Consider the following 21,350-nt stretch of genomic DNA (forward strand, 5'->3'; position numbering starts at 1 on the left):
GCCACCGATAAATAATCCGGGCCCAGCTTCAGGAAAACCAAGAACCACGGACATGAACTGAAGCTGGAAACGAACATCCTCAAACGGGCGGTCCCCGGTGCTGTAACAAAAAGCACCGGGGACCGCCTGCACCTAACCCCGAACCTGTAGCGAGAGTGTGATCCGCGTGTTCAATATCCCCGCAATTACCTGGACCCTCACAATAATCCTGCTGCTCAGTGGCAGCTACCACCTCCTGCAGGCCGCCAAACCACACCAGCTCACCGACCGGGTCAACAACACCCTCCACGCCCTCATGAACATCCTGATGGCCGCCATGCTCTGGAACTTCGCACCTTCCACCATGCTCGCCCAAATCGCCGTGCTCACGGGCGCAGCCCTCTGGTTCGTCATCCAGGCCGTCGCCCGGCCCGAATTCAAAATCCTCTGTGCAGGCAGCCAAGGCCGCCTGAAATGCGTTTACCACAGCGTGAGCATGGGCGGCGCTGCAGTCATGATTGCCATGATGGGTCAGGTCACTGGCGGCCACGCGCCGTCACCCGCGATGTCAATGCCGAACGCCCATCACTCCATGGCCGCGGCAACCCCAAGCACGGCCGCGGCAACCTTTGACCACTCACCGGGCCTGGCAATCCTGCTGACAGCGATATTCGGCGCCGCAGCGGCGGTTTTCATTCTTCTGGTAGTCCTTACCGGCACGAGGAAAACCACTCGCCACGACGCTTCGCGACGTTCCAACCGTGCAGGACATGGGCTGGAAGCTCTCGGGGCCGCCGCCATGGCCATGATGTTTGCCACGATGTCCTCATGACCCTGGCAATTGATCGTCCTCCAGTGACAGACCGACTGAGCGCAGCAGACTCCGGGGCCTTCCGTTTCCCACCGCGGGAGGCCCCGGCACCAACATATCGGGCGTTACACCACGCTGAGAAAGGCCATCACCAGGAACTCTTCAACCGTCCGCAGGGCCAAGGCCGCCGGATGGACTGGACGGGGAGCTGGCCTAGCCGCCGCTCCAAATGGCTTGGACTCGCCAGTCTCCTGGTGTGACAGGGCGCTGATGGCGCGGATAGTCCGCACTCATACGCCGGCCTTTAGCAGAAGGGCGTCAATCATCATGAAAAACTGGGTGCGGTGGTCGATGGCCTTCGGGTCGGTCATGTACTGAATGGCCGCTCCGTCGTAAATCATCAGAAAGATCCTCACCAATGCGCCGAATTCCAGACGGCACTGGTCACCGGTGCTTTGTGCAGCGGAAGAGAATAAATTTCCCAGCTCCACTTCATAAGCGGGATAGATTTTTGCGGCCAACGGACTTACGCCGGCATTGCGTGTCGCCCATAGAATGAGTTCGATCTCAGAAAGTATGCTTTCCGGCTCTTCCTCCAGTGCGCGCCAGTAGCCTTCAGCGACTTGCTCCACAGCCTTACGAAGTCCCAAATGGACCGGGACGCCGCTGGAGAAGCGACTCAAGTTCTTAAACCAAGCCTCAGCCGCCGCCTCCATCAGCTCTTCTTTATTGCTGAAACAATAATGAGCCGTCGCCAACGGGGCATTCGCTTCCTTGGCTATTGCCCGAATGGTCACGGACTGAACACCCTCACGACGCATCAGTTTCACTGTCGCTGAAATCAGCTGTTCTTTTCGATCTTCCGCGGATACTCTCATGGCTCACTCTCCTGTGTCCCGTTTCGGCCTGGTAGGGACACCTCCTTAACACTATGGCTTGAAGACAGAAAAAAGATTCAACGTCCCCTTCTGGAACGATTGACTTGAACATCTGTCCATGTAAAAGTATTTACACCACAGTGACCTGCATCACGATGATGCGTTGTCACTGGCTTCATCAGAGCATGTCGTAATGCAGACTTCCCCCGCAGAAGAAACGGTGAAAGACAATGGTCACAACCAGCCCTCAGCCCCCGTCAATGACGACGACGGACGCGATAGATTTCTGGCCGGCGCAGTCCATGGCCCCCATGAAGGATCAGTGGCATGGCCTGCGTTGCAGGTTCATAAATGCTCATCCAGTAGGCCCTTGGGACGACTTCATACTCTCGGAGTGGGAGCTGGAGGCCTGCGCGTGGGAGGATTTCCACCCCCACAGCGAAACGAACTACGTGCTGGAAGGCGAGCTCCACATTGAGAGCGGAGGGGAGACCGTCATTCTCAAGCCGGGCGATTCAGCGCGCGTGAATCCCGGACAAATAGGGCGATACCGGGCTCCCGTCTATGCGCGCATGGTCACCGTATACGGACCCAATCCTCAAGGCGCGGAATCGCACTCCTTCCGCTACTACGAAGTCTGAGCGCCAACCAAACTCCAGCTCAGAGGAAATATTCACGCCTGCCGGTTGTCAATCAGCATTGAAACCAACGCCCCTATCGGCGTAACCGATCCATAGCCCTCTTGAAAGGCAGACCAATGACACAAAAGACAGCCTCCATCTCAGCAACTCTTATTCGCGATGCGAAGAATGTAACGGAACTTGATGATTGGGGTCCGTGTCCCGAAGCAACCGGAAAGCAGATGAACACGCGCGGGCACTACTTGTGGAAGAACGAGGATGGCGCCGAATCCGGCATCTGGGAATGCACGGAAGGGCCCTCTCGCTGGGTCCTCGAAACTCATGAGTTCGTGCACGTCCTCACGGGCTCTATGACAATTACCCCCGACGACGGGGAATCCCGGTTCGTTGGTCCCGGCGACACCATCTTCATCCCCAGGGGCTGGAGTGGCAACTGAGAGCTTCACGAGACGTTGCGCAAGCTTTACGTGATCTTCTGATAGCCGCAGGATTCGCGCGGACCAAACGGGCAGCAGGCCTGCCAGGCACGAATCCTTCCGGCACAAGCTTTCCCCACACCTGTTGTAGCGCCGGAGTCGATGAGGACTTCGATCCCGGCCCGCTGGCGTGACCGTCGCGGAGGCGGCTTTGCGGAATCGGGCCTGAGCCCGGGCCGCGCCTTCAGGGTTGACTGCGGGATGGACCCGGACGATATGCTAAGCATACTGATGAATTGATTACGTCCTTCATCGGTTCCGGTTCTACTCTCGAAGGAGATGTGATGAGCACGAAGGTGGAAAAGCGCATTCTGGTAAACGTGCCGGTGAGCACCGCTTACAACCAGTGGACGCAGTTTGAAGAATTCCCCCACTTCATGGGTGGGGTAAAAAGCGTGAAACAGACCAGCGATGACCGGCTGGAATGGGTAGCGGAAATCGCCGGAGTCCGCAGGCAGTGGACCGCAAAGGTCCTGGAACAGATCCCCGACAGGAAGGTTGCCTGGGCCGCCACCGAAGGTGCCACCAACGCCGGTGCAGTGGAGTTCGAAGACGTGGGAGGCGGACAGACCTCGCTGCGGCTCACACTCGAATACGACCCTGAGGGCATCGTCGAAAAGATCGGCGACAAGCTGCACGTCGTTGACCGCCAGGCGGAAGCTGACCTGCAGCGCTTCAAGGAATTCATTGAGGATGCAGGCTACGCCAGCGGCGCCTGGCGTCAGTCAGTCAATGAGGGCGCTGCCGTAGGCACCCCCGGCGTCGAGGATGCCGGAGCCTCACGCGGAGACTCGGGCAAGGCCGGCATCTCCGGCAAGATGGCGGCAGGGTTGGGCGTCGCAGCTGTCGCCGGCGCCGCCGCGGCGATGAACGCGGGCAAGGACAAGGACACAGCCGAGACCCACGACGTCACGGTGATCCCTCCGGTTCAACCGGTTACGGTCGAGCCCACCCCGATACAGCATGTGCCGGCCGATTCAGTCGCCAGCACGACGGCGGCGGCCGGCGTCGAGACAGGCACTGGAGTCATGTCGGGCTCCGCCGCCGTCGGCACAGATCGCTCGCCCGGGCAGCCGTTCGACCAGACCAACGGCCTGGTGGACCTCGAGGGTGAGTCCGACGAAACTGCTGAAGGTGAGCTCCGCAGCGCGGCCGAGCGGCGCGAGAAGCACGAGCCCCGAACGATTCCTCCGCTGGGCGGCAACGTTTAGCGCTGACAATCCACGCGGCTCTGTCTGCGCGCATGGCCCCGCTCCCGCACTGCCAGTGCGGGAACGGGGCCGCTCTGTTAAAGCCGTTGGCCGGCGTCGTAGGGGTTCAGCAGCTCGACAAGCATGGCGATCAGCGCCGCAGGAATAAGGAAATACCCGGTCAGAACACCCCAGCCGCCATCCTCGAACTGCAGGGCAAGCCCGCCAACCACCACCGCGGGCAGTCCCGTCAACACCGACACCCATCGCGGTCCCTGCCGCAGCCAGGACCACACAGCCGCACCGGCGAAGGCGAGGGACCCGAGCAGCACCAGCCGGTGCCCCACCGGATAGGTGGGGGGTTCGATGAGGAAAGAGAAGACGTCGGCCAGTCCGCATGCCATGAGCGCCGCCGCGACGAGCACCAGCAGTGCCCACAGCCCCTCCCGCCACCGGATAAGGTTCATGGACCGAAACTATCCCATGCCGCGGTTTCTCACGCCGCCGTATCCCCTGGGGCGTATCCCCTGGGGCCGTCGGACGCTCATTGACTGGAAGCCCCCACGCGAGATGAACTCGAGCGCGGGGGCTTCCACGGGCTTCGTTGGGGGGTATCGAAGCCGCAACCAATCTACCGGCCGCGGGCCTGCACCAAGGCTGGCACAGGCCGGCCTGCCGGAATCTTGACTGAACCTTGAGCCGGCCAGCAGGGGTAGGTACCAAGTGGCGCCAAACCCTGCTGGCCGCAAGGAATCAGTGGTGGCTCACGCCCAGCGGACGGCCTTTTGTCTCCTTGGCGAGCAGGACGCCAATGGACGAAATGACACAAAGGATCATGATGTAGATGCCAATGGATCCGGTCCATTTGGTGCTCTGCAGCAGGGACTCGGCAATGGTTGCCGCGAAGGCCCCGCCGAGGATGGCGCCGAACGCGTACCCGATGGAGATCCCGGAGTAGCGCACGTTGGCGGGGAACATTTCGGCGTACATGGCCGACATGGGGCCGTAGGAGAGGCCCAGCCCGATGGTCAGGACAAACAGGGCCACGCCGTAGAGGGTGATGTTTTTGGTGTCGATCAGGGCGAACATCGGGATCATCCACACAAAGACGATTGCGTAGCCGATCAGGAAGGTCTTGACCCTGCCGATCTTGTCAGAGAGCCAGCCGCCGACGAGGGTGAAGATCAGCCAGCCGAAGGAAGCGAGCGTGGTGGCGAGCAGGATTTCCGGGACCGCCATCTTCAGCGTCCTGGTGGCGTAGGAGATGAAGAAGGCAATCAGCAGGTACCCGGCAGCATTGTTGCCGATGAAGATCAGGGTGGAGTACAGGACGGGCAGCTTGTGGTTCCGGATCAACTCACCGAGCGGCGCCTTGCTTTCTTCCTTGCGAGCGGCCATCTCCTTGAAGACCGGGCTCTCGGCGACGGCCCGGCGGATCAGGTAGCCGACAACGATCAGCACGATGGACAGCAGGAACGGCACCCGCCAGCCCCAGGAGGCGAAGTCCTCCTTGGACATGTTCGAGTTGAGCACAAAGAGCAGGCCCGTGGCGAGGATCATGCCTACCGGCACGCCAATCTGCGGGTACGCACCGAAGATGCCGCGCTTGCTCCTGGGCGCGTGCTCCACGGCCATCAGGGCCGCGCCGCCCCATTCACCCCCGGCGGAGAAGCCTTGGATAATGCGCAGCAGGATCAGCAGGACCGGAGCCCAGAAACCGATCTGGGCGTAGGTGGGCAGCATGCCGATCAGTGCCGTGGCGGCACCCATCATGATGAGCGTGAACACCAGCATGGCCTTGCGGCCGAGGCGGTCACCCAAGTGGCCGGCGACGATGGCGCCGAGCGGCCGGAAGAGGAAGCTGATGCCAATCAATGCGAAGGACAGGATCTGCGCCAGTCCCGGGTTGGAGTCGTTCAGCGGGGCCAGGAACAGCGGGGACAGCAGCGTCCCTGTCAGCTGGGCAAAGATGAAGAAGTCGTACCACTCAATGGTGGTGCCCACGAGGGTTCCGGCGAGGACTTTTCGTTCCTCGTGCTTGCTGCTGGGACCCGACTCTGAATCGACGTGTGAAGTTGCTGTCATTGGAACTCCATGGCTGGGGGCAGCGATGCTGCCACGTATAGGTGTCGCGAGATTTACTGATCGAACGTTCAGTTACCCTAGATAGTACATCGATGTGGCCTGGACCACAGCTAAATTTTTTAGCGGCGCGGTTCCCGAACGAAGCGCCAGCGTAAAGCGCCCCCAGGCATGAAGCCGCGCCAGTGGCCGCTAGCGCGCGAGGGTTCCGTTGAACACCGGTGACCGTTTTTCCTGGAAGGCCCTGAAACCTTCGGCGTAGTCCTCGCTCTTGCACAGCCGCGCCTGCTCGGCGTTCTCTTCGGCCAGGGCGTCCCAGAGGCCCAGCCGCTGGTCGCGGATGTGCGCCACGAGCTCCTTGCTCGCGGTGAACGCACCCGTGGCACCGGCGGCGACTCGCGTGACAATTTCCCGCGTGCTCGGCAGTAGTTCATCAGCGGGCATGGCGCGGCTGAACATCCCCTGCGCCACGGCCTCGGCACCGGACATCAGCTCGGCTGTGTAGATCAGGTCCAGCGTCCGGTGCATGCCCAGCCGCTCCGTGAAGTACCAGTGCCCGCCCGAATCCAGCGTGGCCCCGAGCTTTGCAAAGGGCGAGCCAAACTTCGCATTTTCCGCCACGTAGACCACGTCGGTGGCCAGCAGCAGGCCCAGCCCCACGCCGAGACAGGCGCCCTGAGCCGCGGCGAACGTCGGCGCCGGGAACGCACTCATCTTCTTCAGCAGTGGCTGCACCAGACCCGCCAGGTACGCCTCGGCGTCGTCGCTTTCCGGCGTCACGTTCTGGATGTCGCGGCCCGCGCAGAAGGCGCGGCCCTCTCCCCTGAGCAGCAGCGCCCGCACCTTACCGCGTGCGGCGGCGGCAGCGGCGTCGTCGTACGCCCGGGACAACTCTGCGAGCGCCTGCTCGTCGAGCGAGTTCAGCTTGTGCGGCGCGTCCAGGACCACTTCGGCGATGTTGTTGGCGATGGAAAGGGAGATCATGGGGCTCCTAAAATTGGTAATGCTTAGACGTCGAAGTCGACCATGACTTCCTTGCTGGTGGGGTGGCTCTGGCAGGTCAGGACGTAGCCTTTATCCAGTTCATCCTGCTCCAGGGCGTAGTTCTCGTCCATGGTCACGCTGCCGGTGACCACCTTGGCACGGCAGGTGCCGCAGACTCCCCCGGCGCACGCGAACGGCACGTCGGGGCGGACCCGCAGTGCGGCGTTGAGGATGGATTCACGGGCGTGCGTGGGGCTGGCCACCTCGCCCTGCAGGCCGTCCAGCTTGAACGTGATCTTGTACGTTTCCTTGGACTCGTCCACCAGCACCGGCCGGCCTGCGTGGCCTTCCGGACGGTCCGGTTTGCCCGAGGAAAACAGCTCAAACCGGACGTTGTCCGGGCTGACACCCCGCTCGGCCAGGGTGTCCCGGCACAGCTGCACCAGTTCGAACGGCCCGCACAGGAACCACTCGTCCACATCGTCGGCGTGGATGGCGGTGCCCAGCAGCTGCCGGAGCTTTTCGGCGTCGATCCGGCCGCTGAGCAGCGGCGCGATCCGCTGTTCGCGGGACAGCACGTGGTGGATGGCGAGGCGCTGCGGGTATTTGTCCTTCAGGTCCGCGAGCTCTTCCAGGAACATCACGTCCATGGCGGCCTTGTTGGCGTAGATCAGGTCGAACCTGCTCGCCGGGTTGGCTGCCAACAGCGTGCGGGCGATGGCGATTACCGGCGTAATGCCGGAGCCCGCGGCGATGGCCACGAAGCTGGCCTCGCCGGTCGAAGCGATTTCCCCGGCCAGTTCCTCCGGATGGTTCATGGAGTTCATCCGGTTCTGCTCCACAGCCTTGCCGTCCCGGCCGTGCTTGGACACAAACGCGCCCATGGGGCTCATGACGTCCAGGGTGTCCCCCGCCTTCAGCTCGGCGTTGGCCCAGGTGGAGAACAGCCCGCCAAGGTCCTTCTTCACGGCAACGCGGATCTCGCTGCTGCCGTCCGCGAAGCTGCGCGGCTCGGCGCAGATGGAGTAGCTGCGGCGCACTTCATGCAGCTCACCGGTCTCGTCCGGCAGCTTGGTGCGGAGGGCCACGTACTGGCCGGGCAGGTAGTCGAACTGGCCGGCGAGTTCGGCCGGAACATGGAAGGAGACTTCAATGGCGTCCTCGGTGAGCCGGCGCACCTCCTTGACGGCGAGCGTGTGGAAGGACGGACGACGGCGGCCGGTGGCCTGCGCCGATTCGGCGGCGGTCTGGCGGACAACAGGCATGGGGTTTCCTTACAGGACTTTGAAGTAGTCGAACGGTTCCTTGCAGTCCTGGCAGACGTAGAGCGCCTTGCAGGAGGTGGAACCGAAGCGGGTCAGTTCCTTGGTGTTCAGGCTGGAGCACTGGGGGCATTTCACGGCCATGGTCAGGCGGATGGGGCCCGCGTGCCGGGCGGCATTCGACATGCCCGACGGCGGCGCGATGCCGTACTCCTGCAGCTTGGCCTTGCCGGCCTCGGTCATCCAGTCGGTGGTCCAGGCCGGGGCGAGCACCAGGTCCACGTGGACGCCGGCGTAGCCTTCCTTGGCGAACGCGGTTTTCAGGTCGTCGCGGATGGCGTCCATGGCCGGGCAGCCCGAGTACGTCGGGGTAATGGTGACGCGGACCTGCTGGTCATCCTCCCCCACCTCGACGTCCCGGAGGATGCCCAGGTCCGCGATGGTGAGCACTGGAATTTCGGGATCGCACACCGTGGCGGCGATGTCCCAGGCCTTCTGCTGCGCGGTGACCTCTTCGGTGATCACGGCAGTCACCAGTTCGCTCCGGGATGCTCGCGGGCCAGCACCTGCATCTCCGCGAGGATGTAGCCCAGGTGCTCGGAATGCTTGCCCTGCCTGCCCCCGCCGGGGGCCGACGGAACGTCCGGCACCTCCAGCTCCGCTTCGGCAAAGACTTCACCGGTGAGCCGGTCAAAGTCCTCCCGGATGGAGGAAGGCACGACGGCGGCGCCTGCCTCTGCGAGGCGGGTCACCAGGGCGTCATCCTCGAAGAGTTCACCGACGTAGGGCCACATCAGCTTCAGGCCGTGGATCATCCTTTTCCGCGACTCGTCCGTGCCGCCCGCCAGGCGGAGGACCCACTGGGCGCTGTGATCCCGGTGGTAATCCACTTCCTTGACGGCCTTGGCGGCGATGGCGGCCAGGGTGGCATCCGTGGACCCGGTGAGCCGGCGGTAAAGCTCGAACTGGTAGTAGCTCACCACGAACTGGCGCGCGATGGTGGCCGCGAAGTCGCCGTTGGGCTGCTCAAAGAGGTGGGCGGAGCGGAACTCGTGCTCCCGGCGGAAGTAGGCGAGATCGTCCTCTGACTGGGGCGTGCCGTTTTCTCCCAGAGCACCGCCGGCGTAGGTCAGGAAGCTGCGGGCATGGCCCAGCTGGTCCAGGGCGATGTTGCCCAGGGCCACATCTTCCTCCAGCTCGGGGGCGCGGGAGATCCAGTGGCCCAGGCGCTGGGCCAGGATCAGGGCGTCGTCGCCGAGGCGAAGCGCGTACTCGGCCACGTCCCCGCTCGGCTTGGCCAGGCCGGTGCGGACTTCCAGGGCGATGTCCTCCGGGCGGAGGGCATTGCCGGGGGTGATCCGGGTGGCGCTGGCGTTGCTGTCGCCGCCGGCCACACCGGTGGAGATGTCACCGTGGCCGTGCGTCTCGCTTGCTTCGGTGTTCGTTGCGGGGGTGCTCACAGGTGCTTCACCCCTTCACTCTTGGTGTAGTACGTGGCGTGCCGGTAGTCCTTGCCCTGCGGGGACTCGAAGAACGAGCCCTTGGAGTCCGGATCGCTGGCGGCAATCGCATCTGCGGGAACCACCCAGATGGACACACCCTCGTTGCGGCGGGTGTAGAGGTCGCGGGCGTTCCGCAGGGCCATGGCGGCGTCCGGCGCGTGCAGGGAGCCTGCGTGGACGTGGCTCAGGCCGCGGCTCGACCGGACGAAGACCTCCCATAGGCCCCAGGCGTTGCGGGTTTCGACCGGCTCGACGGCGGGGCTGACTTTTTCCGCGCTGCGGTTGATTTCGGTGGCCGAGGAGGCCGGGACTTCCGGGTTGCCGTGGGGGGTCATGCTGCGTATTCCTTCGTCTTCATTGACTGTTTTGCCTGCTGTTTCGCCGCGTAGGCGGCCGCTGCCTCACGGACCCAGGCGCCGTCGTCGTGCGCCTCCCTGCGGCGCTCAAGCCGCTGGGAGTTGCAGGGCCCGCGGCCGGCCAGGACCTCGTGGAACTCGTCCCAGTCGAGCGGTCCATGCTCCCACTTCTTCGTTTCCTCGTTGAAGCGGATGTCCTTGTCCGGCAGGGTGAGTTCCAGGACTTTGACCTGCTCCATCATCATGCCGACGAAGCGGTTGCGGAGCTCGTCATTGCTGAAGCGCTTGATGTTCCAGGCCATGGACTGCTTGGAGTTGGGCGAATCGTCATCCGGCGGGCCGAACATCATCAGGGCCGGGGCGTACCAGCGGTTCACGGCGTCCTGGGCCATCTGCTTCTGCTCGGGCGTGCCGTGCGAGAGTTCCAGCAGGATTTCGAAACCCTGCCGCTGGTGGAAGGATTCTTCCTTGCAGACCCGGACCATGGCGCGGCCGTAGGGCCCGTAGGAGGCGCGGCACAGCGGGACCTGGTTGCAGATGGCGGCGCCGTCCACCATCCAGCCGATGGCACCCATGTCCGCCCAGGTCCGTGCCGGGTAGTTAAAGATGGACGAGTAGCGGGCCTTGCCGGCGATCAGCGCGTCCATCATCTCGTCGCGGGACTGGCCCAGCGTCTCCGCGGCTGAGTAGAGGTACAGCCCATGGCCGGCCTCGTCCTGGACCTTGGCCATCAGGATGGCCTTCCGCTTGAGGCTCGGGGCGCGGGAAATCCAGTTGGCTTCCGGCTGCATTCCGATGATCTCCGAATGCGCGTGCTGGGAGATCTGGCGCAGGAGGGTCTTGCGGTACGCGGCCGGCATCCAGTCCTTCGGTTCGATCCGGGAGTCGTCGGCCATCACGCGGTCAAAGTTTGCCTGGCCCTCGGCATCGCGCCGGGCAGCGGCATCCAGTTCTTCCGGGGACAGTTCAGCGGTCACTGACTGCAGATTCTGCACTGCCATGGTTGCTCCTCTAGCAAAAGGCCTTTCAAAGGCGCTCAATTATTTACCGACCGTTCGTTCAGTATATGGGCCGATCAGGGATGGAGGCAAGTGACGCGGGCTTTTTTGTTCAGCCCTTTTCCACGAGGGTGAGAACATCGTAGGTGGCCACGATCTCGTCGTTCTGGTTGGTCAGCACCGCATCCCAGGCCACCTCGCCGTACTCGTCGGTTTCGCGCGGGGTGATCTTCTTGGCCGTCAGGGTCACCCGGATGGAATCGCCGGCGGCCACGGGCGTAATGAACCTGAGGTTCTCGAGCCCGTAGTTGGCCAGGACCGGTCCCGGCGCCGGCTCCACGAACAGCCCCGCGCCCCATGCCAGCAGCAGGTAGCCGTGGGCCACAATGCCCGGGAAGAACGGATTCGCTTCGGCCGCTTCCTGGTTGGTGTGGGCGTAGAAGGTATCGCCGGTGGAGTTGGCGAATTTGGTGATCTCCTCCAGGGAGACCTCGCGCAGGCCGGAGCGGATGGCATCGCCGATGTGCAGCGTGGCCAGCGGCTTCCGGAACGGGTGCTGGCCCTCGGTGTCGAGGGTGAAATTGCGGTCCGCGCCGGTGTGCCACACCCCGGTGACCGCGGTGAGCATGTTGGGTGAGCCCTGGATGGCTGTGCGCTGCATGTGGTGCATGACCGAGCGAATGCCACCCAGTTCCTCGCCGCCGCCGGCCCGGCCGGGGCCGCCGTGGACCAGGTGCGGGACCGGGGAGCCGTGGCCGGTGGAGCTGCGGGCGTCCTCTCGGTTGAGCATCAGGACACGGCCGTGGTGGGCGGCGATGCCGGTGACGAGTTCCTGCGCCACGGACGGATCGTTCGTGCAGACCGTGGCCACCAGGGAGCCGCCACCCCGGGCGGCGAGGCGGACGGCGTCGGGCAGGTCCTTGTACCCCACCACGGAGGCAACCGGGCCGAAAGCCTCCAGCGAATGCAGCGCCTCGGCCTCGGCGTCGTCCCAGCCCAGCAGCACCGGTGACATAAACGCGCCGCCTTCCACCACGCCGGTGGTCCCGTCCGCGGAGGTGACCGACGGCGAATCAAGGGTTCCGTACGTAAGCTCACCGCCGGCGTCGAGCATGGACTGGACGGCGGCGCGGACGTCGGCGAGCTGCTCCAGGGACGCGAGGGCACCCATGGTGACGCCCTCGGCGCGCGGGTCACCGAGGACAACGCGCTCCTGGATGCGCTTTCCAACGGCGGCAGTCACCGCAGAAACCAGCTCTTGCGGGACGATGGCGCGGCGGATGGACGTGCACTTCTGGCCCGCCTTGACGGTCATCTCGGTGACCACGGACTTAACGAAGGCGTCGAACTCCGGCGTGCCCTCCACCGCATCCGGTCCCAGGATGGCGGCGTTCAGGGAGTCCGTCTCCGAGGTGAACCGGACCCCGCCCTCCACCACGTTGGGGTGCGACTTCAAAGCTAGGGCGGTGGAGGCGGAACCGGTAAAGGCCACCAGGTCGCGGTAGTCCAGCACATCCAACAGGCCCCGGACCGAGCCGGAAATGAGCTGCAGCGAGCCAGCGGGCAGGATGTTGGATTCGATGATCGCCTTCACCACGGCCGCGGCCACGTAGCCGGTGGGGGTGGCGGGCTTGACGATGGTGGGCACGCCGGCGATGAAGGCGGGGGCGAGCTTCTCCAGCATGCCCCAGACCGGGAAGTTGAACGCGTTGATCTGCACGGCCACGCCGGGAATGCGGGTGTAGATGTGCTCGCCCGCAAATGAGCCGTCCTTGGACAGCACCTCCATGGGCCCGTCCACCACCACCTGCGAGTTGGGCAGTTCGCGCCGGCCCTTGGAGCCGAACGTGAACAGCACGCCGATGCCGCCGTCGATGTCGATCATCGAATCGATCTTGGTGGCACCGGACTGCGCCGAGAACGTGTAGAAGTGCTCACGACGGGCGTTCAGGTACTGGGCCAGTTCCTTGAGCTTGAGGGCACGCTGGTGGAAAGTCAGCTTGCCCAGTTCCGTTTGGCCGGTGGTGCGGCCGTAATCCACGACGGCGGCCAGGTCCAGGCCGTCCGCGCTCACCCTGGCCAGCACTTCGCCGGTGCTGGCATCCCGCACGGGGACAGCGGAAGCGGCCGAATCGGCGTCGGGCGTCCACCATGAGTCCCGCACAAAACTGGGAACTGTCTCGACGGTATTCGCGGGGGCTTCAGCAGTTGCGGTGGTGGTCATCGTTGACGGGTCCTTCCAAAAGGGGGACAAACGGTAACCGGCCAGATCATTACTGACCGTCCGTTCGGTAATATAACTACAGTACATGAATGATCTGTGCTGCACACTGAAAGATCAATGCCCCAACCAAGGAGAGCCCATGAACGCCCCAGCCCAGAACAGTCCCCACCTGGCCCCGGAGCTCGCGGAGCCTGAACTCTGGAAAATCACTTTGGGCGAGCTCGACGAGAAGATGGGCGTGAAGATCGTGGAGGAATCCGTGGAGCGGGTTGTGGCCACGATGCCCGTGGAGGGAAACCGGCAGTCGTTCGGGCTGCTCCACGGTGGCGCCTCCTTGGCCGTCGGTGAGGCCGTAGGCTCCTGGGCTGCCGTCATCCACGCCAGCACGCTGGGCAAGACCGCGGTGGGCGTGGACGTGTCCGCAACCCACCACCGCTCCGCCCGTGAAGGCCTGATCACCATCACGGCCACCCCCATCCACCTCGGCGGCACGCTGACCACCCACGAAGTGCTGATTACCAACGAGGCAGGCCAGCGGCTCTGCACCCTCCGCATCACCAACCTGCTGATGAAGCGGAAACACTAGCGGGTCCGCCGCACCCTTGACACCGGCACCCCTTTTGGGATTACCTAATGAACATTCGGTAAATAAAGCTGGAGGCAATGACGCATGACTGAAGCAGCTCTCTCCGGGGCAACCCACCCCATCCTGGAAAATGACTACGCCTCCGAATGGATGGGCATCGAAGTCCTCGCCCTCACCGACGGCCACGCCACCATCCGCATGACCCTCCGGCAGGAAATGCTCAACGGCTTCGGCATGGCCCACGGCGGAATGATCTTCGCCTTCGCCGATACCGCTTTCGCCCTGGCCTGCAACCCGGTCAACCCGGGCCCCGGCGACGCGGACAGCATCACCGTGGCCGCCGGCGTGGACATCAACTTCCTCAAGCCGGCCTACCGCGGCCAGGTGGTCACCGCCGTCGCGGACCGCCGCTCCAGTGCAGGCCGCAGCGGACTGTATGACATCCAGATTTTCGCCGCCGACCCCGCGCAGCCTGACTCCCGGCCCGACTCCCCGCAGGGTCCCGGCCAGCCCGGCGAACTCATAGCCGAGTTCCGCGGCCGCAGCCGAACCATCCCCAAGAAGTAGGAAACCATGACCCTCCATGCCCCCGAATCCCCCACCCCCCAGGCAACCGCAGCGGGCAGCGACGCCGTCCTGGACTACGAAGAGACCATCTCCCGCGACGAGCTCGAAGCACTCCAGCTGAGCCGCCTGCAGCACACCGTTGCCTACGCCTACGACCGTGTCCCGCTGTACAAGCGCAAGTTCGACGACGCCGGCATCCACCCCAACGACCTGCGCGAACTCAGCGACCTGGGCAACTTCCCGTTCACCACCAAGGACGACCTGCGCGAGGAATACCCGTTCGGCATGTTCGCCGTGCCGCAGTCCGAAGTAGCCCGCGTGCACGCCAGCTCCGGCACGACGGGCCGGCCAACCGTCGTGGGATACACCAAACAGGACCTCGCCGACTGGGCCAAACTGGTGGCCCGCAGCTTCCGCGCGTCCGGCATCCGCCCCGGTATGAAGGTACACAACGCGTACGGTTACGGCCTGTTCACCGGCGGCATGGGCGCGCACGCCGGCGCCGAGGCGCTGGGCTGCACGGTCATCCCCATCTCCGGCGGGCAGACCGAACGCCAGATCCAGCTCATCCAGGACTTTAAGCCGGACGCCATTCTGGCCACACCCACCTATCTCCTGACCATCGCCGACGCCATGGCGCACATGGGCATTGATCCCGCCTCCACTTCCCTGAAGTTCGCCGTCCTGGGCGCCGAACCCTGGACCGAGGAGATGCGGCACGAACTCGAAGTCACCATGAACATCAAGGCCTGCGACATCTACGGCCTGTCCGAGGTGATGGGCCCGGGCGTCGCCGGCGAAGCGGTGGAGACGCAGGACGGCTGCCACATCTGGGAGGACCATTTCCGTCCGGAAATCATCGATCCCTTCAAGCCCGAGGTGGGCAAGGAGAACGTCCTGCGCGACGGCGAACACGGCGAGCTCGTCTTCACCTCCCTTACCAAGGAAGCCCTGCCGGTCATCCGTTACCGCACCAAGGACCTCACGCGGCTGCTCCCCGGCACTGCCCGGCCCGCGCACCGCCGGATGGGACGCATCACCGGCCGCAGCGACGACATGATCATCCTGCGCGGCGTGAACGTTTTCCCGTCCCAGATCGAGGAAATCGCGCTGCGGATCCCCGAACTGAGCCCCCACTTCCAGCTGGAACTCACCCGCCCCGAGGGCCAGCGGATGGACCGGCTGACGGTCCGGATTGAACGCCGCGAAACCGTCACTCCTGAGCAGAGCACGACGGCGGCCCGCACCCTGCAGGAGCAAATCAAGATCCACGTGGGTTCTTCGTGCACCGTGGACGTGGTAAACCCGGGCTCGCTGGAGCGGTCAAACGGCAAGCTGCGCCGCATCTACGACCTGCGTCCGAAGCAGTAGGGACCCCGGGCGGCGCAGCCTACCGGCCGCGCCGCCTGACCCACGCCGCCTGACCGACCGGTCAGGAGAATCACCGTTCATGAGAAACTAGGCACCATGCCCAGCATCACTGATACCGCCAGCACGGCCGCCACGAAGCGCGGCCGTCCCGGTTATGACCAGCAGTCCGTGCTGCTCATCGCCGTCGACGTCTTCAACCGGCACGGCTACGACGCCACTTCCATGGGCATCCTGGCCGAGAACCTGGGCATCTCCAAGTCGGCCATTTATCATCATGTGCCGTCCAAGGGCGACCTTCTCAAGCTGGCGCTGGACCATGCGCTCGGCGGTCTTGAGGCCATCCTGGAACAGCCGCAGGCCAAATCCGGCGCGGCTGACGCCCGGCTGGAATTTGTGCTGCGGCAGACCGTGGCCGTACTGGTGGAGCGGCTGCCGTTTGTCACGCTGCTGCTGCGCCTGCGCGGCAACACCGAAATTGAACGCAATGCGCTGGAACGCCGCCGCGCCTTTGACCACGAGGTGGCGGAGCTCATCTCCGCGGCCCGCGACGAAGGCTCGCTGCGGCAGGACATCGACCCGCGCACTGTGACGCGCCTGTTGTTCGGCACCATCAACTCGATCGTGGAATGGTACAAACCGGGTGGATCCCTATCCCCCGAAAGACTGGCGGACGATGTCATCACCATGGCGTTCGACGGCCTACACGCGGCCCGCTAAACAGCTGTCATCCCGGCAGGGCATACAATCTTTATAGAACGAACGGTCGGTCACTAAATCCAGCCCGGCCCATTTCACTGGCGAAAAGGACTTGTTCTGATGGTTGAGGCATTTCTTGTTGGTGGCGTCCGGACGCCTGTAGGCCGTTACGGCGGAGCACTCTCGGCGGTCCGTCCCGATGACCTGGCCGCGCTGGTGGTCCGCGAGGCAGTCTCCCGCGCCGGGCTCGATCCGGACAGCATTGAGGAAGTCATCCTCGGCAACGCCAACGGTGCCGGCGAGGAAAACCGCAACGTGGCCCGGATGGCCACCCTGTTGGCAGGACTTCCCCTGCATATCCCCGGCATCACCGTGAACCGGCTCTGCGCCTCCGGACTCAGCGCCATCATCATGGCCAGCCACATGGTCAAGTCCGGCGCCGCTGACATTGTGATCGCCGGCGGCGTGGAATCCATGAGCCGCGCACCGTGGGTCCAGGAAAAGCCCGCCACGGCCTTCGCCAAGCCCGGCCAGATCTTCGATACCTCCATCGGCTGGCGGTTCGCCAACCCGAAGTTCCATAAGGGCGAGCTGTCCAGGGACGGCAAGATGACGTACTCCATGCCGGAGACGGCCGAGGAACTGGCCCGGGTGGACGGCATCTCCCGCGAGGACGCCGATGCCTTTGCAGTCCGGTCCCATGAACGTTCCCTCGCGGCCATCGCGGCCGGACGTTTCACTGACGAGATCGTCCCCGTGACTGTCAAAACCCGGAAGTCCGAAACCGTGGTGGACACCGATGAGGGCCCCCGCGCCGGCACCACCCTGGACGTCCTCGCCGGCCTGCGCCCCGTTGTTTCGGGCGGTTCGGTGGTCACGGCCGGCAACTCCTCCACGCTGAACGACGGCGCCTCCGCCATCATCGTGGCGTCCGAGTCCGCCATCAAACGGCTGGGCCTGGCTCCCCGTGCCCGCATCGTTGACGGCGCCTCGGCCGGCTGCGAGCCGGAGATAATGGGCATCGGCCCCGTCCCCGCCACCCAGAAGGTGCTCAAGCGGAGCGGCCTCAGCGTCGGTGACCTCGGCGCCGTCGAACTGAATGAAGCCTTCGCCACGCAATCCCTGGCGTGCATGCGCAGGTTGGGCCTGGATCCGGAGATCGTGAATAACGACGGCGGCGCCATCAGCCTGGGGCATCCGCTCGGTTCCAGCGGATCACGGATCGCCATCACCCTGCTGGGGCGGATGGAACGTGAGGACGCCAAAATCGGCCTCGCCACAATGTGCATCGGCGTGGGGCAGGGCACCGCGATGCTGCTGGAGCGCGTCTAGTGGCCGCCCCGGACCTCGCGAACGAACACTTCAGCACGCTCCTGGTGGAGGAGCGCGAAGATCGCGTGGTGGTCCTCCTTAACCGGCCGGAAGTCCGGAACGCCATCGACCAGCAAATGGTGGACGAGCTGCACGTGGTCTGCGCCGCGCTGGAGCAGAACCCCAAAGTCCTGATCATCGCCGGCGTGGACGGCGTCTTCGCCTCCGGGGCGGACATTGCCCAGCTCCGCGAGCGCCGCCGCGACGACGCGCTGCAGGGCATCAACTCCACCATCTTCGTGCGGATCGCCAAGCTGCCGATGCCGGTCATTGCCGCACTCGACGGCTACTGCCTGGGCGGCGGCGCCGAGCTCGCCTACGCCGCGGACTTCCGGATCGGAACGCCCAGCGTGCGGATCGGCAACCCCGAGACCGGGCTGGGCATTCTTGCTGCCGCAGGTGCAAGCTGGCGGCTGAAGGAACTCGTGGGCGAACCGCTGGCCAAGCAGATCCTGCTGGCCGGCCTGATTCTCCGGGCGGAGGACGCCCTGGCGGCGAACCTCATCACGGAAATTCACGAGGCACCGGAACTGATGGACGCCGCACACAACCTCGCGGACAGGATCGGCCGCCAGGACCCGCTGGCCGTGCGCATTACGAAGTCCGTGTTCCATGCCCCCGCGGAGGCCCATCCGCTGATTGACCAGCTGGCGCAGGGAATCCTTTTCGAATCCCAGGCCAAGTTCGACCGCATGCAGGCGTTCCTGGACAAGAAAACAGCCAAAAAAGCCGACGACGAAAAGGCAAAGAAGCCATGACCAACCCGAACCTCCCCTCCACCGTCGGCGTCCTCGGCGGGGGCCGCATGGGCGCGGGCATCGCCCACGCCTTCCTGCTCAACGGAGCCAACGTCCTGGTGGTGGAGCGTGACGAAGAGTCCGCCGAAGCCGCCCGGGAACGCGTGGAATCCGCTGCCGCCAAAAGCATCGAACGCGGAGCCACCGACGTGAACCTGGATGAGATGGTGTCCCGGCTCGCCGTCACGGTGGACTACGACGACTTCAAGGACCGCCAGCTGGTTGTCGAGGCCGTCCCCGAGGACTGGGACCTGAAAGTCACGGCGCTCCGGGGCATCGAAGCGCGACTGGCCGAGGACGCGTTCCTGGCGTCCAACACATCGTCCCTGTCCGTGAACGGTTTGGCCCGGGAGCTGAAGCGGCCGCAGAACTTCCTCGGCCTGCACTTCTTCAACCCGGTTCCCGCGTCCACGCTCATTGAAGTGGTGCTCGGCGAGCAAACCTCCCCGGCCGTGGCCGCGGCGGCAAAAGGCTGGGTCGAGGCACTCGGCAAGACCGCCGTCGTCGTGAACGACGCGCCTGGCTTTGCCTCCTCACGGCTTGGCGTGGCCATCGCGCTCGAGGCGATGCGCATGGTGGAGGAGGGTGTGGCGTCCGCGGAGGACATCGACGCCGCCATGGTCCTGGGCTACAAGCACCCCACCGGGCCGCTGAGGACCACGGACATCGTGGGCCTGGACGTGCGGCTGGGCATCGCCGAATACCTGCAGTCCACGCTCGGGGAGCGGTTCGCCCCGCCGCAGATCCTCAAGGACAAGGTGGCCCGCGGCGAGCTGGGCCGCAAGACCGGCAAGGGCTTCTTCGACTGGTCCTGAGCCGCCTGCCTTAGCCCGCCGGCCCTACCCGGCCGGCCGCAGTGACGTGATCATCCGCTTGATGTCCCGGTACTCGTCCGTCTGGGCGTACTTCTTCGCCTGTTCCAGGTAAGGCAAGGACTCGGCGCCCGGCGTCACGTTGTTCTCCGGGCTGTAGAACGCCCCGAACATCGCAGCGGTGGGTGGCCAGGTGAAGAAGTGGAAGATGGCGCAGGCCGAGTCACCGGTGGGCAGCGGACTGGTCTGGATGCCGTAGGCCGCCGCCGGGGTGTCCGCCGGGCCGGGCGTCGCGTTGTTCCCGCGGGTCTCGAAGATGTACCGGGGCGCTGTGCCGTTTTGCGTGAGTGCCGGCAGGTCCTGTGACTCCAGCACCTGATACGGGAAGCGCTCCATGCACGTGGAGCCGGTGGCCATGTTGGTCCGCAGGGTGGCCAGCGGCTTGCCGGCCTGGTTGGTTACCTCCGCGAAGGCGCCGCCGCCTTCCGGCAGTTCCCCGGCAGGGTCCCTGACGCTCCACGCCGCGGGCAGGTCGAAGATCAGCTGGCCGTCCGCCGTGGTAAAGCTCGTCCAGGCGGCCGACGCCGGTGCGCTGGCTGTGGCACTCGGGGAGCCGGACGCCGTCTCAGCCATTGTTGGGGCCGCCGTCGCGGATGTGGCCGTGGAGCCGGGGCTGCCGGACGTCGCCGGCGGCCCCGCCTGCGGGCCGCAGCCCGCCAACAGCAGAGCCATCAGAACGACTGTTGGAATTGCAGCGCCTCTCGCGGACGGACCGCCCATCACACCCTCCTCGGCCGAATTTGGTCCTTAAATTGTCCGGGCGCAGGGCGCGAAAAGACCGCCCGTCCGTTGCTTTGGCGCTGAAACGTTGCGAGGGTAACGAAAAGAGGCAGTGAGCCGCCGCTACTCGGCCTCAGTGTCCTCCTCGGGTTCGAAGGTGTTGGCCTCGTGCGTGAATCCCAGGCCGACACCGTCCGCCCCTGTCGGGACCCCGCCGTCGTCCTTCTTGTTGACGGCTCCAGCCGCGGCGTCCTCCTGCGGCTCATCGTCGGGCAGGGATTCGGGTGAGTTGATGCTCATAGCTCCTCCTGGATGTGGGGAAATTACGGTATCAAGCAGACGCGTCAGACAGAACCCCCGCCGCAAAAAGCCGCGCCACAATGGATTTCGAAAAATTTGATCAGATCTTGAGCCAACCCTTCGCAACCCATGCAGTTGGCGGTTCACTCTGGACTTATCAACACAAAAATGCGGGGAAGCAGGAGAGTTCAATGGCGAACGAATTAGCTCTTGACGAGGTAGTCGCGGTCGAAGGAGTGATCACCGATCACCACCCGATCGATTTCTACAGCTTGGGGCTGGCCGGTTGCATTGACCGGCTCACCGGCCCTCTCCGCCAGCAGGGGACAGCAGTCCGCTGGGATACTCCGCACTGGGGGATTGAGATCCCGGCGGACTGCGCGTCCCTCCTGTACCAGTCAGCCCGCGAAGCGCTGAGCAACGCGCTCAAGTACTCAGAGGCCTCCGAACTCACTGTCCAACTCGCCGCCGTGGGTCACGGCGTGCGCCTGGTCGTGTCCGACGACGGCGCGGGCTTTGACAGCCAGCTGGCCCTCAGCGGGCGACACCACGGGTACGGGCTGCGGCTGATGTCCGTGGCAGTTCACGAGGCCGGCGGCACCGTTCAGGTCGCTTCGACACCGGGGCAGGGCACCACTGTCACGGTAACCCTGCCCCTGGACTGAACTGCGGAATGGGACGGGTGAC

At 64.7% G+C, this 21,350-nt stretch carries 24 protein-coding genes; 12 read left to right on the plus strand and 12 right to left on the minus strand.

The window, feature by feature from the left end; translation table 11 throughout:
• The first annotated feature begins 166 nt into the window (after positions 1–166).
• Positions 167–811, plus strand: a complete 645-nt coding sequence (locus IAQ70_RS18860) for a DUF5134 domain-containing protein (RefSeq protein ID WP_190991095.1) — start codon at positions 167–169, stop codon at positions 809–811.
• Between the two features lie 269 nt (positions 812–1,080).
• Here the strand turns inward: IAQ70_RS18860 and IAQ70_RS18865 are convergent, their stop codons facing one another.
• Positions 1,081–1,668: a TetR/AcrR family transcriptional regulator gene (locus IAQ70_RS18865; RefSeq protein ID WP_190991097.1), complete on the minus strand. Its 588-nt coding sequence runs from the start codon at positions 1,666–1,668 to the stop codon at positions 1,081–1,083.
• A 311-nt stretch (positions 1,669–1,979) separates the two neighbouring features.
• Here IAQ70_RS18865 and IAQ70_RS18870 point away from each other — a divergent pair, with 311 nt between their 5' ends.
• From IAQ70_RS18870 to IAQ70_RS18880, 3 genes are all read left to right on the plus strand, one after another.
• Complete coding sequence (locus IAQ70_RS18870; RefSeq protein ID WP_223860373.1) at positions 1,980–2,309, plus strand: cupin domain-containing protein; 330 nt, start codon at positions 1,980–1,982, stop codon at positions 2,307–2,309.
• 116 nt (positions 2,310–2,425) lie between these two features.
• Positions 2,426–2,746, plus strand: a complete 321-nt coding sequence (locus tag IAQ70_RS18875) for a cupin domain-containing protein (protein WP_190991099.1) — start codon at positions 2,426–2,428, stop codon at positions 2,744–2,746.
• Between the two features lie 323 nt (positions 2,747–3,069).
• Positions 3,070–3,996, plus strand: a complete 927-nt coding sequence (locus IAQ70_RS18880; protein ID WP_190991101.1) for an SRPBCC family protein — start codon at positions 3,070–3,072, stop codon at positions 3,994–3,996.
• A gap of 77 nt (positions 3,997–4,073) precedes the next feature.
• Here the strand turns inward: IAQ70_RS18880 and IAQ70_RS18885 are convergent, their stop codons facing one another.
• The 9 genes from IAQ70_RS18885 to paaZ all read right to left on the minus strand — a co-directional run bounded on the left by IAQ70_RS18885 (position 4,074) and on the right by paaZ (position 13,383).
• A complete protein-coding gene (locus IAQ70_RS18885) occupies positions 4,074–4,442 on the minus strand; it encodes a hypothetical protein (RefSeq protein ID WP_190991103.1) in 369 nt (122 codons plus the stop codon).
• 286 nt (positions 4,443–4,728) lie between these two features.
• Positions 4,729–6,060, minus strand: coding sequence for an MFS transporter (locus tag IAQ70_RS18890; RefSeq protein WP_190991105.1), 1,332 nt, complete (start codon positions 6,058–6,060; stop codon positions 4,729–4,731).
• Between the two features lie 189 nt (positions 6,061–6,249).
• The gene (locus IAQ70_RS18895) at positions 6,250–7,041 is read right to left on the minus strand and encodes an enoyl-CoA hydratase/isomerase family protein (protein ID WP_190991107.1); all 792 of its coding nucleotides are present in this window, start codon (positions 7,039–7,041) and stop codon (positions 6,250–6,252) included.
• Positions 7,042–7,064: 23 nt separating this feature from the next.
• Positions 7,065–8,306, minus strand: coding sequence for a 1,2-phenylacetyl-CoA epoxidase subunit PaaE (gene paaE / locus IAQ70_RS18900; protein WP_190991108.1), 1,242 nt, complete (start codon positions 8,304–8,306; stop codon positions 7,065–7,067).
• A 9-nt stretch (positions 8,307–8,315) separates the two neighbouring features.
• Positions 8,316–8,837, minus strand: a complete 522-nt coding sequence (gene paaD, locus IAQ70_RS18905) for a 1,2-phenylacetyl-CoA epoxidase subunit PaaD (RefSeq protein ID WP_190991110.1) — start codon at positions 8,835–8,837, stop codon at positions 8,316–8,318.
• Positions 8,834–9,763 carry a 1,2-phenylacetyl-CoA epoxidase subunit PaaC gene (paaC, locus tag IAQ70_RS18910; RefSeq protein ID WP_190991112.1) on the minus strand — a complete coding sequence of 310 codons (930 nt, stop codon included), beginning with the start codon at positions 9,761–9,763 and terminating at the stop codon, positions 8,834–8,836. The genes paaD and paaC overlap by 4 nt, the downstream gene beginning before the upstream one ends.
• Positions 9,760–10,140 carry a 1,2-phenylacetyl-CoA epoxidase subunit PaaB gene (gene paaB / locus IAQ70_RS18915; protein ID WP_190991114.1) on the minus strand — a complete coding sequence of 127 codons (381 nt, stop codon included), beginning with the start codon at positions 10,138–10,140 and terminating at the stop codon, positions 9,760–9,762. Before paaB ends, paaC begins: the two co-directional genes overlap by 4 nt.
• A complete protein-coding gene (gene paaA / locus IAQ70_RS18920) occupies positions 10,137–11,162 on the minus strand; it encodes a 1,2-phenylacetyl-CoA epoxidase subunit PaaA (protein WP_190991116.1) in 1,026 nt (341 codons plus the stop codon). Before paaA ends, paaB begins: the two co-directional genes overlap by 4 nt.
• Before the next feature lie 109 nt (positions 11,163–11,271).
• Positions 11,272–13,383, minus strand: a complete 2,112-nt coding sequence (paaZ, locus tag IAQ70_RS18925) for a phenylacetic acid degradation bifunctional protein PaaZ (RefSeq protein WP_190991118.1) — start codon at positions 13,381–13,383, stop codon at positions 11,272–11,274.
• A gap of 139 nt (positions 13,384–13,522) precedes the next feature.
• On the opposite strand from paaZ, the gene IAQ70_RS18930 reads away from it, so the two are divergent.
• The 7 genes from IAQ70_RS18930 (at position 13,523) to IAQ70_RS18960 (ending at position 19,586) form a co-directional block, all read left to right on the plus strand.
• A complete protein-coding gene (locus IAQ70_RS18930; RefSeq protein ID WP_190991120.1) occupies positions 13,523–13,969 on the plus strand; it encodes a PaaI family thioesterase in 447 nt (148 codons plus the stop codon).
• Between the two features lie 84 nt (positions 13,970–14,053).
• Positions 14,054–14,536, plus strand: a complete 483-nt coding sequence (locus tag IAQ70_RS18935; protein ID WP_190991123.1) for a hotdog fold thioesterase — start codon at positions 14,054–14,056, stop codon at positions 14,534–14,536.
• Positions 14,537–14,542: 6 nt separating this feature from the next.
• The gene (paaK, locus tag IAQ70_RS18940; RefSeq protein WP_190991124.1) at positions 14,543–15,907 is read left to right on the plus strand and encodes a phenylacetate--CoA ligase PaaK; all 1,365 of its coding nucleotides are present in this window, start codon (positions 14,543–14,545) and stop codon (positions 15,905–15,907) included.
• Positions 15,908–16,003: 96 nt separating this feature from the next.
• Positions 16,004–16,624 carry a TetR/AcrR family transcriptional regulator gene (locus IAQ70_RS18945; protein ID WP_190991126.1) on the plus strand — a complete coding sequence of 207 codons (621 nt, stop codon included), beginning with the start codon at positions 16,004–16,006 and terminating at the stop codon, positions 16,622–16,624.
• A 99-nt stretch (positions 16,625–16,723) separates the two neighbouring features.
• Positions 16,724–17,935: a thiolase family protein gene (locus IAQ70_RS18950; protein WP_190991128.1), complete on the plus strand. Its 1,212-nt coding sequence runs from the start codon at positions 16,724–16,726 to the stop codon at positions 17,933–17,935.
• Complete coding sequence (locus tag IAQ70_RS18955) at positions 17,935–18,732, plus strand: enoyl-CoA hydratase/isomerase family protein (RefSeq protein ID WP_190991130.1); 798 nt, start codon at positions 17,935–17,937, stop codon at positions 18,730–18,732. Before IAQ70_RS18950 ends, IAQ70_RS18955 begins: the two co-directional genes overlap by 1 nt.
• Complete coding sequence (locus tag IAQ70_RS18960; protein ID WP_190991132.1) at positions 18,729–19,586, plus strand: 3-hydroxyacyl-CoA dehydrogenase family protein; 858 nt, start codon at positions 18,729–18,731, stop codon at positions 19,584–19,586. The genes IAQ70_RS18955 and IAQ70_RS18960 overlap by 4 nt, the downstream gene beginning before the upstream one ends.
• 24 nt (positions 19,587–19,610) lie before the next feature.
• Here the strand turns inward: IAQ70_RS18960 and IAQ70_RS18965 are convergent, their stop codons facing one another.
• Both IAQ70_RS18965 and IAQ70_RS18970 read right to left on the minus strand, forming a co-directional pair.
• Positions 19,611–20,315 carry a hypothetical protein gene (locus IAQ70_RS18965; protein WP_223860367.1) on the minus strand — a complete coding sequence of 235 codons (705 nt, stop codon included), beginning with the start codon at positions 20,313–20,315 and terminating at the stop codon, positions 19,611–19,613.
• A 171-nt stretch (positions 20,316–20,486) separates the two neighbouring features.
• Positions 20,487–20,663 carry a hypothetical protein gene (locus IAQ70_RS18970; RefSeq protein ID WP_190991136.1) on the minus strand — a complete coding sequence of 59 codons (177 nt, stop codon included), beginning with the start codon at positions 20,661–20,663 and terminating at the stop codon, positions 20,487–20,489.
• Between the two features lie 191 nt (positions 20,664–20,854).
• Here IAQ70_RS18970 and IAQ70_RS18975 point away from each other — a divergent pair, with 191 nt between their 5' ends.
• The gene (locus tag IAQ70_RS18975) at positions 20,855–21,328 is read left to right on the plus strand and encodes a sensor histidine kinase (RefSeq protein WP_190991138.1); all 474 of its coding nucleotides are present in this window, start codon (positions 20,855–20,857) and stop codon (positions 21,326–21,328) included.
• The last annotated feature ends 22 nt before the right edge of the window (positions 21,329–21,350 follow it).

This window comes from Pseudarthrobacter sulfonivorans (assembly GCF_014712225.1).
Taxonomy (GTDB): Bacteria; Actinomycetota; Actinomycetes; order Actinomycetales; family Micrococcaceae; genus Arthrobacter; species Arthrobacter sulfonivorans.